Genomic DNA, 13,231 nt, shown 5'->3' with positions numbered 1-13,231 from the left:
CAATATGGAAGCGTGATGCTAGCGCTTACGCTTTATTTAATGCATCGGTATGAAGTGACATTAAAATTGAAAATAAAGTGAGTGAGACACGACATTTGCGCACTGATAAATAATGTTTTATTATCGATTGATTCCCTATATTAGGAAGTACTGATGTCGTTTGCCCAAGTCTATACCCGCTCAGTCGTCGGGCTGCATGCCCCCAAGGTCATCATTGAAGTGCATTTATCGCAAGGCCTGCCTGCACTCACCATTGTGGGTTTGCCAGAAGCGGCTGTCCGTGAGAGTAAGGATCGCGTACGCTCCGCCATCTTAAACTCGGGCTTTCAGTTTCCCAATCGTCGTCTGACCATCAACTTAGCGCCAGCGGACCTGCCAAAAGATGGCGCGCGGCTGGATTTACCGATTGCGATTGGTATCTTAGCGGCAAGTGGTCAGCTCGAGCCTGAGGGTTTGTCCGCGTTTGAGTTTATCGGCGAGCTGGCGCTAAACGGCGAGCTGCGCCAAGTCAGCGGCAGTCTGGCAGTAGCTCGGGCGATAAAAGCAGAGGGGGTGACGGCGCGGTTAGGGCAGATGACAACGATAGCTGCCCCAAAAGGCGGCGCGCAAAAAGAAGAGCAGAAAGAAGCTAGCGCGCAAAAACTGCCGCAGTTGATCGTGCCCATGGACAATGGCACTGAGGCCAGCCGCGTCGAGAGGGTAGATGTATTGGCCGCCGAGAGCTTGCAGGCTGTGTGTGAGCACTTACAGTCACTGACTGACCCAAGCGCGACCTCTCAGCGTTTGCCTATTGTCACGCCCAGTACCGTGCAGCGGCATGTCGGCTATCAGGTAGATTTGGCTGATGTCAAAGGCCAACATCATGCCAGACGGGCATTGGAAATTGCGGCAGCAGGTGGTCATTCGTTATTGTTTACAGGGCCGCCTGGCTCTGGCAAGACGCTGATGGCATCGAGATTGCCAACCATCTTGCCAGATTTGAGTGATGAGGAAGCACTGGAGGTGGCCAGCACTTACTCGGTGGCAGACAGTGATTATAACTATGGTACACGGCCCTTTCGTCAAGTGCATCACACCATATCGGCGGTGGCACTGGTGGGCGGTGGCTCACGTCCGAAACCCGGTGAAATAACACTTGCTGATAAGGGGGTTTTATTTCTCGATGAGCTACCAGAGTTTGATCGTACTGTGCTCGAGGTCTTGCGTCAGCCGTTGGAAGCCAAGCAAATCACCATCAGCCGTGCCAACTCACAAATGACCTTTCCGGCCAGCTTTCAGCTCGTAGCGGCGATGAACCCTTGCCCATGTGGCTATGACGGCGATGGCTCGGGACGCTGCCGCTGTCGACCTGAGCAGATCAAGCGCTATCAAGACAAACTCTCAGGGCCATTACTCGATCGTATTGATTTGCACATCACCGTGCCTGCACTACCCATCGCAGACTTGCAAAGCGCGCAGACAGGCGAAACCTCCGCCCAAGTCCGCGAGCGTGTCGCCGCCGCGCATCAACGCCAAATAACGCGGCAACAAAAGGTCAATAACGCACTGAGCCCAAGCGAGATCGATAAGTATGTGCCACTGGGCGAGGGTGAGCAGCAACTGTTGCAGTTGGCGCAGCAGCGACTTAATTTATCGGCGCGCGGCTATCATAGAGTCTTACGTGTCGCCCGTACCATTGCCGATCTTGCCGCTAGTCATGATGTCACCAGCGCTCATTTGTCCGAGGCACTCAGCTACCGAGGCAAAGCATAACAGCAAATCAGGCTTGCCTAAGTTAAAGGTCTATAGGCTGTATTATCAATATATAGATTGTGTTTTATCGCTTACGCGTCGTTTTGTAGGATCCATTGCACCAAGGCGGCAAAGTCATCAAACGCGTGGGTAGGATTTAGCTTGCGAATATCTTGTCCATAGTTGTAGCCATAAGACAGCCCCAGCGTGTCCATACCGGCGTTTTGGCCGGCCAAGATATCGTTTCTAGAGTCGCCTATCATGATGGCTTGTGCTGGCGTGACGCCCAGCGTCTGGCAGACATGTAGCAGCGGCGCGGCATCTGGTTTTTTTTGCGGTAAGCTATCGCCGCCGAGCACAGCACTAAACAACTCTTGCCAGCCAAAGGACTGTAAGATTTTTGGGACAAAACCAATGGGTTTGTTGGTGACTAAAGCCAGTGTATAGCCTGCTGCCTTGAGTTGTTTGAGGCCATCATCGACGTCTGGATAGGCGACTGTTTTGCTACCGCTGATGTCTTTGTAAGCCGTAAAAAACACCGCTTCGGCGTGATCCAGAGTGTCTGTATTTAGCTCGTCTTCTAGCACCTCTATTTTGCCGACCAAGGCACGTGCCACCAGCATGCGTGAGCCGTTGCCGACCCAATTACGTATGGTAGCAATAGGGTAGGTGTCTTTGCCAAGTGTGCTCAGCATGGCGTTTACGGCATCGGCCAAGTCTGGCACGCTATCGATGAGCGTACCATCAAAATCAAAAATCAACAGTTGCTTATCCATTATTCCTCTCGGTTTTGTGTTGCTATGGCGGAGTTAAGATAGCTTCGATGCCAAGCAATACCAAACAATACAAGGCAAAGCAGGCAAGTGACAGTGTGCGATGAGTTGGAGCACTGCAAGCGAGCCGAACGCTGTATCGATTTTATACAAGGATAGCTATCTTTATCGTCTGTGCTACCATAGCACAGCTAAGCTTTTGCACCCACTTTTATGCGGACTTGAATATCGCTAGTCGACATCTTTATAGCGCTCGCGGTGCGCTTTTTTCATTTTTAGATAGGTGTTATTTTTACGGCACGCGTCCCATTTTTGCTTAAAAATACGAGCGGACTCTGCTTTGATAGGGTCCTCTTGCTGACGCGGTAACGCTTCGCGCCCATGCGCGCCGCTTTGGCCTTTTTTATCGTCAGGTACCGGCCCTTTGTATTTTTTGCCGCCTTTGTGATTGGCGTAGCGCCGCGCGCGTGTGTAGCCCATTTGGATAAACTTGCGCGCCATGTCAGCACCGACAAAATCATCCTTCGCCAAGTAATCCAAAAACATCTGATAAATCGTTTCGCTACTTTGCTTGGCAACCTCAGGGGTAGCAAAGCGCCAGTGCGGCAAAATCTCAGACTTATAAGGCTCGACCAACAGCACTCCTTGCTCGCCACGCCCGACTCGGTATAGCTCAGGCTGCGCGCGCAGGTCTAGGTTTTTATAATCTAAGTCATAATCAAACTCTCTCATCGTGTGCCCTTATCCTTTGTATGATGTTTACGGCTACTATCGAGTATACTGAGCGCAGCTGTCTAAAAAACAGCGCAAAAGTGTTATACAACCGTGACAGTGAGTGATTACTATATGAGTCACCGCTGCTGGCCTTATCGCTAAGACCAGCATTAGATAGCGTTTGATGATTATTGAGTAGGTCAAAACTATGACAATAAAACGTATAAAACCATTTGGCATCACCTCGATTTTATGTTCAAAATATAGGCTGGGTGTCGCGGCGCTACTTATCAGTGTGCTCAGTAGCGCGGCGGCATATGGCGCGTGGTTTGAGCGCTTTATCCCGCAGGGTGAGACCTATACCGTACGTGAGATAGACCGTGACCTAGCCTTTGTGATTGATGGCTTTATCTATGATGCGCGCACGTCGTGTTTTTTGGCGGTGGGGGATCGGGTGGTGTTTTTTGAGGGGCGCCATGGTATTGATTACCGCGCGACGGTGTATGATTTGGATTCGCGCGAGCGCTGTGAGCTGTTATTGCGTGGTAGGCTATACCAGCGTTAAGTTAATATTAATCCATAAAAATCAGCCATAAAAAAACCCCAAACATTTCTCAATGTTTGGGGTTTTAGAATCTAGTAAACGAATGGTGGCTCGAGGCAGGATCGAACTGCCGACACACGGATTTTCAATCCGTTGCTCTACCTACTGAGCTATCGAGCCGTCTTCGTTGAGGCGCTATTAAACTAAATATCGCCGCTGCTGTCAAGGGGTTTTTGCATTATATGTGATAAAAGTCTCTATATCCGTCAATATAAGCGAAATAATCGGGTTTTATCTTGATATAAGTGATTGGTTTAGTCTTTGACGCGCAGTAGCTCATACTCGCTCATGATACGATGAATAGCATCATCGGCAGGGACGAACTCTCGCACGCCTTTTTTGACCTCGGCATCATAGACCAGCTTGATAAACTTGGCATCAATCGCGCGTTTGCGGTTTTCTGGATGTACGGTGAGGTACTGCAGGCGTTTGGCATTGGTTTGCCCGTCGTCGAAGCAAGCCACCGCGGCGATGGGCTTATCATTAAACATACCGACGTATAGATATTGCCCACGGCTAAACCCTTGCTCAACGAGCCGAAGCACCTCTGCCCCACTAGGCTGGGTTTCATCGCTGTCATATAGTGCCGCCAAGCGCTCGGCCAGCTCATTGTCGCGTGCAGGTTTTTTGATCAGCGGGGCATCTAAGCGGTTGATGGCAATGGCTTCTAAAGGCATGGCAGTTGTTCCTATCGAAAATGGAAAGTCATAAATAGACAGTGATAAGGTCAGGTCGGTATAAACAAGATAGCACGCGGCATCACAACGTCACAGCATTGATGATTGATAAAACTCAATGCACCATTTTAGCAGAATGCGCAGATTTTGTGCGTGGTTTGGCGCTTGGCCGTGGCGGTCGTGGTTAGGGTTTGCTATGATGCAGGTAGGTCGCGTATTGTCTCTGGTAGACAGACTGCATTTAGCCCATGCGCGCCAGCCATATTTTAGTCTTTTTAATCTTTTGTAATTGACAGACTTTGTTGACACCGCTCGCAACGTACGAGTGTTTATTGGACGTTTGCCGTCCTATTTTATTGATAGAGAGTAGCCATGACCGCCAATTCGACCACCCATACCCCTGAACAATCCCTGCCACAAACCTCAAACCTACATGGCCGTCCAGCACGCACCGCCACCGTCGAGCGCAATACCGCTGAGACCCAAGTCAAATGTACGGTCAATCTCGATGGCACCGGTCAAGGCGTCGTCGATACAGGGGTGCCGTTTTTGGATCATATGATCGATCAAATCAAGCGTCATGGCTTGTTTGACTTAGATATCAAATGCACAGGCGATACCTATATCGATGACCATCACAGCGTCGAGGACACCGGTATCACCCTTGGGCAGGCATTTGCCAAAGCGCTCGGCGACAAAAAAGGCATTCGTCGTTATGGGCATTTTTATGCGCCGCTCGATGAGTCATTGACTCGCGCCGTTGTCGATCTCTCAGGGCGTCCAGGTCTGCATATGGATATTCCATTTACCCGCTCACATGTCGGCAAGTTCGATGTCGATCTGTTTAGCGAATTCTTTTACGGCTTTGTCAACCATTCATGGATGACCGTGCATTTGGACAATCTTAAAGGCAAAAACAGCCATCACCAGATCGAGTCGACCTTTAAAGCCTTTGCTCGCGCCCTGCGTATGGCCTGTGAATATGATGAGCGCGCGCTAAATACCTTGCCGTCGACCAAAGAGGCGTTTTAAGGATAGGTGCGGTGCTGCTACGGTCACAGCCGCGCTTATTGCACGGCTTGTACCGTTGGCGCTTTTGCTCGTAGCAGGATTTTATCTGTACCTCATCCGCTGTTATCAAATATAATAAAAACGATTCAAAAACGAGAACCAATCAATGACCAAAATCGCCTTATTAGATTACGGCATGGGTAATTTGCACTCAGCTGGCAAAGCATTGTCAGCGGTAGGGGCAGACGTCTCTATCACCAATGACCCAAAAGTCGTCGCCAGTGCGGACAAGATTGTCTTTCCCGGGGTCGGTGCCATGCGCGATTGCATGGCTGGTATGGCCGATGCGGGTATCGATGATGTCGTACGCGACGCGATCTTTAACAAACCTGTGATGGCCATCTGTGTCGGTATGCAAGCGCTGTTTGATCAATCGGCAGAAAATGGCGGCACAAATTGCCTAGGCATCCTAAATGGTAGCGTAGAGGCCTTTGATCCGGCGTGGACAGACGAGCAAGGCGCTACGATTAAAGTGCCGCACATGGGCTGGAATACCATTAGCGGTATGGACTTTCACCATCCATTGTGGCGCGGTATCGATGACCATGCGTATTTTTATTTTGTGCACAGTTATTACTGCGCGCCTGCCGATAGCGCACAAGTGGCTGCTGTCTGTGATTATGGTCAGCCATTTTGTGCCAGTATCATCAAAGACAACTTGTTTGCCACCCAGTTTCATCCAGAAAAAAGCCATACCGCAGGCTTGCAGCTATTAAAAAACTTTGTCGAATGGGATATATAGCCTGACAACGCTGTCTTTTTCATCAGTAGTCACGCTGAACAGATATCAGCTTGAAAGGTGAGTCGACGGCGTTGCTCACTTTTTATAGGCCGCAGCTATTGCTTGCTGTTATATACGGAAAACACCAGTGGATTTTACCGCCTTTAAAATCAATATCATCGACGTCACAGGCCTAGCCAAAGATGCGCTGCACATCTATGTCGGTGTCGGTGTCTATCTGCTGTGCCTACTGATACTGCGCCCTCTTATCAAAAACCAAAATCTCAGAGCTTTTATGGCCCTGCTGGTGGTAGTGAGCGTGGCGCTGCTCGGAGAGTATCTGGATAATCGCCATATCATCATTCCAAAAGGGGTGTTTGCGCTGGGAGTCTTGGATATCAAAGCCAGCCTACACGACCTGATAAACACCTGCCTGCTGCCCGTGGTTCTGTATGCGGCCAATAAATGGCTAAAAATATTTCAGCCTACCCCCCATACCAAAGCCTTACTCAAGCGCTATAAAAAAATGGACGGCTAGCTTCTGCTGTCGCCCGTCACGATAGTCAATCCGATATAAAAACGTTACACCGAGAAGAAACGTGGTTTTTCTTAGTCTTGAGCGGCGTAGGCACAGCACGCAAGAAAAATTTGTACCAGTTGCAGGTTTATAAGCGGCCTTATCTTTACAAAGCTTACGAAACATAAAAAGTCTCGTCTATTTCACGTCTCCTTATTTTGCTACTTTACAGGTGTCATCTTTTTTGATGAGGCCAATACAAGTCATAAAACTATAAGCAATAAAAAAGGAAGCACTATGAATATCCAAGAGCTATTAGACACAGCCAAAGATACGTTAGACAAGGCCAAAGACACCTTGGGGTTAGAGCCGCAAGAGACAGAGACAGGCGTTTTTATACCCTCCCCATCCTCGCTAAAAATAGCCGCACCGAGTAAGACCAACTACGATCATACTAATTACGATAATCCCTATACGGGCGATAAGAAAATCATGATGGTCTGTACCGAAGAGCAGTATATGACTATGGAGAACGGCAATAAATTTAAGACCGGTAATCACCCTGTAGAGATGATGGTGCCGTTATTACACTTTAAGCAAGCAGGTTTCGATGTCGATGTATTTACCCCAACCGGTGAGTCTGTAAAAGTCGAGCAGTGGGCGATGCCAGACGATGATGACGACGTCAAACAACTCTATAGCGAGTACGAGACCAAGTTTGAGAGTCCAAAAAGTATCACGGATTTTGTCAAAAATGACATGGCTGATAGCGATGCCAGTGACGACTATGCAGCGATTTTTATCCCTGGTGGTCATGGCGCGATGCTCGGCCTGCCGGAGGATAAAAATCTTGGTGAGTTGCTACGCTGGGGTCATGAAAAGGATCTCTTTACCTTAGCGATTTGTCACGGGCCTGCAGCGTTATTGGCGGCTGACCTTAATAGTCCTGACAGTTCTGATGAAGGCAATTCCGAGCGTGACTTTATTTTTAAAGGTTATAAGATGGTAGCCTTCCCGACGGTTATGGATAAGCAAATGCCAAAAATTGGTTATCTGCCGGGAACTATGCCGTGGTACTTTGCGGATAAGTTAGAGGATTTAGGCGTTACCATTGACAATAAACTGGCTTCAGGGCAAACGCATCAAGATCGTAAGCTAATCTCAGGTGATGGGCCACTCGCAGCCAATGACTTTGGTAAACTAAGTGCCAAAGCGTTGCTAAAAGCGCTTAATTAACAGGTTTTGATGCGTTTAATTCAAAAAAACGGACTATTTATTAGTCCGTTTTTTATATTCAAAAAGAGATGGTTTTACTTAGCCTCATCATATAGCTTTCGCACCACCTCACCTATCACCGCAATGCCTTTGGCCAACGTGTCCTCATCCGCCGCGATACTCATCCGAATACACTCATGTGCGTGTTGATAGTCACTGACATCGACACCAGGGAAGAAATACTGACTTGGGACGATAAGTGTGCCTTTTTCTTTGAGAATATCGTAAAGCTCAAGTGTGGTAATCGGTAAATCCTTAAACCACAACCAAAAGAATATCGCCCCCTCAGGCTTATGAATCATCAATGGATAGTCGCCCAGCTCGTTCTTTAGTAGGGCAACCGCGGTTTTCGCTTGCTGCTGATAAAACGGCTTAATCTCGTTATCGGACAAGTCTTTAATTGCATCGTTTTCGACCAGAGGCGTGGCGATAGACGCCCCAAAACGCGTGGGCGAGAGATTCACCACCGCATTCATGGCGCTGACCGCTGCGATGACCTCAGGCGCGGCCACGATAACTCCCGTACGCACCCCCGGCAAGCCGATCTTGGACAGGCTAAAACACAAAATGGTATTGTCATCCCAATTGAGCGTGACGTCTGAATAAATAATATTGGGGAAGGGCATACCATAAGCGTTATCAATGATCAGTGGTACCTCATAGCGACGCGCAATCTTGGCCAAGCGCGCCATTTCTTCATCGGTCAACACATTACCCGTTGGATTGGTCGGGCGCGAGCAGCAAATCGCGCCGATACGACCTTCGGTCAGCGCAGGCAAGCTCTCTAACGCCTCAAAGTCCACGCGATATTTAAAGAAGCCCTCTTCGCCCTCATGCGTTACTTCTCCAATATGCGGCAACACAGCGGTAAAGTGCTGACCCTCGATATGCACGTCACTATAGCCGATATATTCAGGCGTCAGCGGCAATAAAATGGATTTATCGATAGATTCGTTTTTTTCGTCAACGAAAGCGCCACCAAACAAATTAAACAAAAAGAAAAACGCATTTTGTGAGCCATTGGTCAGCGCGATATTGTCCGCCGTGAGATTCCAATCATAATGGCGATTAAAGAAGCCCACCAGTGCCTCGATAAAGGCGGCATCGCCTTGCGGGTTGGAGTAATTGGCCATGCTACTCGTCGCCGTGCTATTGGCCTCCTCACAAAAGCTACCGTCGCTGCCTAGCGCTTGATACGTCTGCAGAAATAACTCATTGACCGCATCGATCCGCGCCGGATTACCACCGCCGAGCATATTGACTGGCTGATCGCTTTTGAGCGCATTGCCTAGATCATCCATAAGCTGAGAGATGCCCGTCGGCTGGGTAAATTTCTGACCAAACTTGGAGAATTTCATAAGGTTACCGTGCTGTTTTAGAGAAGTGTAAGGGAGGATTTAATCGATAAAGTTAGGCTAGTATAACAAATGTCGACGGTAAGGGGAGTAAACAACCTGGCTTGATACAGCGCTTACTATACAAGAGCTTGTCCGAGACCCAACAAACGCTAACACACCATCAGCCGCAATCCTTATATAGTACTTGCTAAATAATGGACCACTACTAAATGGATCACTACGATTAAAAAAAGGAGTCTTTCATGAAAGCCGTATTGCTCGATGAAAAAAGATTTATCGCCGACCTTGCGCGACCTACCCCCGAAAAAATAACCGACTACGTCACCTTTGAAGAAACCCCACAAGACAACCAAACCATTATTGAGCGCTGTCAAGATGCCGACATTATGATGAATGGCTCCCTACGTATCGAGCGTGAAGTGATTGAGGCGCTCCCCAATCTCAAACTCATCCAGCTCCTCTCTGTCGGCTCCAACCATATCGACAAACAAGCCTGCGAAGACAATGGCGTCACGCTCCTTAACGCACCAGGTTTTGCCAGCGCCACCGTCGCCGAGCACTCCATGATGCTACTACTTAGCGCCATGCGTGCCAGTATCAATTACCACAACAAAGTGAAAAGTGGCGAATGGAAGCAGAAGGGGCGAGCCGATATCATCGATGCTGAGGCCATTGATCTCGAGGGCTTGACCATCGGTATGATAGGTATCGGTGACATTGGTAAGCGCATCACCAAGCTTGCCAAAGCCTATGACATGAACGTCCTATGGGCAGAGCGCCAAGGTCGCAAGCCTCGTAATGACGACTACACCGACTTTGACACCGTACTGAGTAAGTCCGATGTCATCACCATACATTGCCCACTCACTGAGGAAACCAAGCATCTCATTAACCAAGATACCCTCAGCAAAATGAGCAAAAAACCGCTACTGGTCAACGTCGCCCGTGGCAAGATTGTCGATAGCGAGTCCTTAGCGGAAGCGGTCAGACAGGAGCAAATACTCGGCTATGCTACCGACGTATTTGAACAAGAACCTGCTGGCGAAAACGACCCGATTGTCCAGCTCGCCAATGAAGGTCATCCTCGCATCATTCTAACCCCGCATATGGGTGCCGGCAGCCGAGCCTCGCAAGTCAAACTATGGAAGATAATCACTCGGCAAATCAATGATTTTATTGAAAATAACTAGAGTTAAAGTGGCTGGGGTATGAATTGAGAGGATTTTGGAACTGATGCAGCAGAAACCTGCTTTTCGCTTGTAGTTGGCAGTCTGCGGCGCACAGCACCTAAACACAGTAGCGTTCCAACGTCCGAGCGATCACTCCTGTGCGAGGTGCTGTAAGCGCCACAGCCCACCAAGCTACCGCTGCAATCAGGGCTAAAAAGCGTCTCAAGGTGACTGCTAATAACTGAACAAATAACGAATAGATGCAAGGTTTGGCGTAGGGTGCTTGACGATACTCTAGGCGTTCCTTACAACTAAAAACTAGAGATCTTCGTCAACTATTATGTCATTCTCCTCGGCTTCAACATTAAACTCTACTCTACTTTGTAAAACAATTTCATCAATTACATTTTTTGCATTACCTTCTTTAAGTATCGATTCAAAAATTTGCATTAGTTTTGGAATATTGATTACTTCTTCAACAGAAGATATATATTTATCTACTATAGCTTTTACAGGATATTGAGATTCGGCTTGTGCTTTAATTTTATCTTTAATATCATTATTAGATTCATTTGTTTTAACAACAAATGTCACAGGATATCTTTGGACTTTATCTATGTCTAAAAAGTATTTACCAGCATCCACTGTTTCTGTCACTTGAAAAAAGCGACCAAGTGGTCTCATCACAAAATCAATACCTCCATCATTTGCATTAGTTCTCCCAGTTTTATACAGTGTTAGTGGTTCTTTAAGTAATTTTTCTGGTTCCCAACCCCAATATATTGATTGATCTGAGTAATAGTGTTTCAATACAGCAAAACTTGCAATTTCAAAAATTCTTGCGTCAACATTTGGCTCAAATAAACCTTTAATGAATTCAACAGCTTTTTGTGGAGATTCCTCTTGTATATCAATTATCTCTTTACAGTAAGCCATAAACTCAGTAAATGAACTTTGTCTCACCTTTACATATTCATCAATTATTTTAAGTATTGGTATAGCTAGATTATGGTTTTTAACTATTAATAGATTCTCGTTAAACCAATATCTACTCGTGGTAGCATCTCGCAAAACAGGAATGTAATTAGAATTTGGAAAGTATTTAGCAAACTCTTGATTTAACCGATGGTTGAGAGCGTGGTTTTGTAGCTTACTACCAAAAGGTAAGCTGCGTTGGCGCTGAAGAAGATTGCTATAAATAGCACCCTCATACTCTGAATATAATTTACTAGAGTCAAAAATAAACAGATATGGCAAGTGATAGTTTATCGAAGTTGTTTTAAAAATTAAGTTGGATATATTCCGATTGCTACTTAAATTTAAGAGCTTTAAATTATCGAAGCCATTATTTAAATAGTCTTCTACGAGTACATAGATCGCATATAAATTAGCAAAACTCCCCCTTGATTTGGAACCTCGATTAGCAGCCTTTGTTTTAGTATTAATATATTGTAATATTTCGCTATTTCTCAATAAGACTTTCCCATTATCTTGCGAGTACTTATCAAGTATCGAAACTATTTTTCTAGTAAATCCATGGTTGTTTATTGCCATTAAACTAATTCCTCGTATCAGTAGCTTTTATCTTTTTATTCTTGTGCTTTGTGTTTTTTACAACTGAAGCTAGGGCTTCACCTTTAAAACTTTCCCAACCTAAAACTCTACGTAATCCGATTTTCAAATATTCTTCTTGTAATTCAATGCTTATACTTCTACGGTTTAATGCTTTTGCAACTGAAGCTGTAGTAAATGTACCTGAGAAAGGGTCTAGAATCGTATCTTCTTCGTTGCTGCTGGCACGTATTATTCTTTCAAGTAAAGCTCTAGGCTTTTGAGAAGGATGTTTTTCATATTCTGGCATCCTATATCGAACTCTGGGAAACTCCCAGACATTGCCGGGTACTTTTTTAGTATTATAAGGTTTTGGTGTATCACCACGATAATCGATCAGTTTGCGTTTCGCACCTGTTTTTGCTTCAACAAGAATATCATCGGAATTAAAGCAATAGTCTTTAGAGTTTTTGACACAATATAATATAGGTTCATATAAGGAACCGTAAAAATTCTTGGCTTGCATTCCTGAGCTATCATATGACCATACAATTCTGCTTAATACTTTAAGCTTATTTCTAATATACAAGTCTAAATAAGGCATAGCTTGAGTACTAGTCATTAGATACATAGAACCGTTAGGTTTGAGAACTCTAATACATTCATCAATCCATTGATAAGCCCATTCAGCATACTCTATGTCTGAGGACCATTTATCATCAAAGCCTGCAAAGTTTTTACCAATATTATAAGGAGGGTCGAGGAAGATTAAATCTATACTTTCATCACTAATTTCCTTTTTTATAACATCTAAAGCGTTACCATGATATATAGTATGTTCATTATCTTTATCTTGATATACTTCCATTTCTTTACCTTTTAAGTGTCATGACAATTTATTTCTAAGCATGAAAATTATAACAATAATCTAAATAGGTTAGGAATAAACATGAGTTTGAAATAAGATTTAGCAGTTTAACTCGGCTCATACTACAAAAGCGGTTTAGCCCTGATAGCAGCGGATATCCTGACGGGCTAGGCGAGTTGCGGACGTATCGTTTTGAGATGGT

Annotated in this window: 13 protein-coding genes and 1 tRNA gene; 7 read left to right on the top strand and 7 right to left on the bottom strand. The window is 46.0% G+C overall.

Annotation, left to right across the window (positions count from 1 at the left end; translation table 11 throughout):
• Positions 1 to 153 precede the first annotated feature (153 nt).
• Entirely contained in the window at positions 154 to 1,752 is a 1,599-nt protein-coding gene (locus R0I52_RS03630) for a YifB family Mg chelatase-like AAA ATPase (protein ID WP_317053201.1), read from the top strand.
• A 71-nt stretch (positions 1,753 to 1,823) separates the two neighbouring features.
• On the opposite strand, the gene R0I52_RS03625 is transcribed toward R0I52_RS03630, so the two are convergent.
• Positions 1,824 to 2,507, bottom strand: coding sequence for a phosphoglycolate phosphatase (locus R0I52_RS03625; protein ID WP_317053200.1), 684 nt, complete (start codon positions 2,505 to 2,507; stop codon positions 1,824 to 1,826).
• 228 nt (positions 2,508 to 2,735) lie between these two features.
• Positions 2,736 to 3,236 (bottom strand): DUF4385 domain-containing protein, encoded by a 501-nt coding sequence (locus tag R0I52_RS03620; protein ID WP_317053199.1) that lies wholly within the window; start codon positions 3,234 to 3,236, stop codon positions 2,736 to 2,738.
• A gap of 190 nt (positions 3,237 to 3,426) precedes the next feature.
• On the opposite strand from R0I52_RS03620, the gene R0I52_RS03615 reads away from it, so the two are divergent.
• Positions 3,427 to 3,783, top strand: a complete 357-nt coding sequence (locus tag R0I52_RS03615) for a hypothetical protein (protein WP_317053198.1) — start codon at positions 3,427 to 3,429, stop codon at positions 3,781 to 3,783.
• Between the two features lie 83 nt (positions 3,784 to 3,866).
• Here the strand turns inward: R0I52_RS03615 and R0I52_RS03610 are convergent.
• Together R0I52_RS03610 and R0I52_RS03605 are read right to left on the bottom strand one after the other, a co-directional pair.
• Positions 3,867 to 3,942 (bottom strand) — tRNA-Phe (locus R0I52_RS03610).
• A gap of 134 nt (positions 3,943 to 4,076) precedes the next feature.
• Positions 4,077 to 4,499, bottom strand: a complete 423-nt coding sequence (locus R0I52_RS03605) for a hypothetical protein (RefSeq protein ID WP_207969955.1) — start codon at positions 4,497 to 4,499, stop codon at positions 4,077 to 4,079.
• Positions 4,500 to 4,871: 372 nt separating this feature from the next.
• On the opposite strand from R0I52_RS03605, the gene hisB reads away from it, so the two are divergent.
• From hisB to R0I52_RS03585, 4 genes are all read left to right on the top strand, one after another.
• On the top strand, positions 4,872 to 5,531 hold the full coding sequence (gene hisB / locus R0I52_RS03600) for an imidazoleglycerol-phosphate dehydratase HisB (RefSeq protein WP_317053197.1): 660 nt from the start codon (positions 4,872 to 4,874) through the stop codon (positions 5,529 to 5,531).
• A 145-nt stretch (positions 5,532 to 5,676) separates the two neighbouring features.
• On the top strand, positions 5,677 to 6,312 hold the full coding sequence (gene hisH / locus R0I52_RS03595; protein ID WP_317053196.1) for an imidazole glycerol phosphate synthase subunit HisH: 636 nt from the start codon (positions 5,677 to 5,679) through the stop codon (positions 6,310 to 6,312).
• Between the two features lie 127 nt (positions 6,313 to 6,439).
• Complete coding sequence (locus R0I52_RS03590) at positions 6,440 to 6,829, top strand: hypothetical protein (RefSeq protein ID WP_317053195.1); 390 nt, start codon at positions 6,440 to 6,442, stop codon at positions 6,827 to 6,829.
• Positions 6,830 to 7,105: 276 nt separating this feature from the next.
• On the top strand, positions 7,106 to 8,044 hold the full coding sequence (locus R0I52_RS03585) for a DJ-1/PfpI family protein (RefSeq protein ID WP_317053194.1): 939 nt from the start codon (positions 7,106 to 7,108) through the stop codon (positions 8,042 to 8,044).
• A gap of 74 nt (positions 8,045 to 8,118) precedes the next feature.
• On the opposite strand, the gene R0I52_RS03580 is transcribed toward R0I52_RS03585, so the two are convergent.
• Positions 8,119 to 9,441, bottom strand: a complete 1,323-nt coding sequence (locus tag R0I52_RS03580; RefSeq protein ID WP_317053193.1) for a valine--pyruvate transaminase — start codon at positions 9,439 to 9,441, stop codon at positions 8,119 to 8,121.
• Between the two features lie 242 nt (positions 9,442 to 9,683).
• Here R0I52_RS03580 and R0I52_RS03575 point away from each other — a divergent pair, with 242 nt between their 5' ends.
• A complete protein-coding gene (locus R0I52_RS03575) occupies positions 9,684 to 10,631 on the top strand; it encodes an NAD(P)-dependent oxidoreductase (protein ID WP_317053192.1) in 948 nt (315 codons plus the stop codon).
• 297 nt (positions 10,632 to 10,928) lie between these two features.
• On the opposite strand, the gene R0I52_RS03570 is transcribed toward R0I52_RS03575, so the two are convergent.
• A complete protein-coding gene (locus tag R0I52_RS03570) occupies positions 10,929 to 12,164 on the bottom strand; it encodes a hypothetical protein (protein ID WP_317053191.1) in 1,236 nt (411 codons plus the stop codon).
• A 4-nt stretch (positions 12,165 to 12,168) separates the two neighbouring features.
• Entirely contained in the window at positions 12,169 to 13,029 is an 861-nt protein-coding gene (gene yhdJ, locus R0I52_RS03565; protein ID WP_317053190.1) for an adenine-specific DNA-methyltransferase, read from the bottom strand.
• Positions 13,030 to 13,231 lie beyond the last annotated feature (202 nt).

The sequence above is a fragment of the Psychrobacter sp. CAM01 genome (assembly GCF_032842965.1).
GTDB classification, from domain to species: Bacteria; Pseudomonadota; Gammaproteobacteria; order Pseudomonadales; family Moraxellaceae; genus Psychrobacter; species Psychrobacter celer.
Note: the sequence above shows the minus strand (reverse complement) of the source record. Positions and strands in the feature narration are given on the sequence as shown.

What these genes read in the sequence shown, in the direction of transcription:
- R0I52_RS03630 (WP_317053201.1), top strand. Translation starts at nt 154, where the DNA reads ATGTCGTTTGCCCAAGTCTATACCCGCTCAGTCGTCGGGCTGCATGCC.
- R0I52_RS03625 (WP_317053200.1), bottom strand. Translation starts at nt 2,507, where the DNA reads ATGGATAAGCAACTGTTGATTTTTGATTTTGATGGTACGCTCATCGAT.
- R0I52_RS03620 (WP_317053199.1), bottom strand. Translation starts at nt 3,236, where the DNA reads ATGAGAGAGTTTGATTATGACTTAGATTATAAAAACCTAGACCTGCGC.
- R0I52_RS03615 (WP_317053198.1), top strand. Translation starts at nt 3,427, where the DNA reads ATGACAATAAAACGTATAAAACCATTTGGCATCACCTCGATTTTATGT.
- R0I52_RS03605 (WP_207969955.1), bottom strand. Translation starts at nt 4,499, where the DNA reads ATGCCTTTAGAAGCCATTGCCATCAACCGCTTAGATGCCCCGCTGATC.
- hisB (WP_317053197.1), top strand. Translation starts at nt 4,872, where the DNA reads ATGACCGCCAATTCGACCACCCATACCCCTGAACAATCCCTGCCACAA.
- hisH (WP_317053196.1), top strand. Translation starts at nt 5,677, where the DNA reads ATGACCAAAATCGCCTTATTAGATTACGGCATGGGTAATTTGCACTCA.
- R0I52_RS03585 (WP_317053194.1), top strand. Translation starts at nt 7,106, where the DNA reads ATGAATATCCAAGAGCTATTAGACACAGCCAAAGATACGTTAGACAAG.
- R0I52_RS03580 (WP_317053193.1), bottom strand. Translation starts at nt 9,441, where the DNA reads ATGAAATTCTCCAAGTTTGGTCAGAAATTTACCCAGCCGACGGGCATC.
- R0I52_RS03575 (WP_317053192.1), top strand. Translation starts at nt 9,684, where the DNA reads ATGAAAGCCGTATTGCTCGATGAAAAAAGATTTATCGCCGACCTTGCG.
- R0I52_RS03570 (WP_317053191.1), bottom strand. Translation starts at nt 12,164, where the DNA reads ATGGCAATAAACAACCATGGATTTACTAGAAAAATAGTTTCGATACTT.
- yhdJ (WP_317053190.1), bottom strand. Translation starts at nt 13,029, where the DNA reads ATGGAAGTATATCAAGATAAAGATAATGAACATACTATATATCATGGT.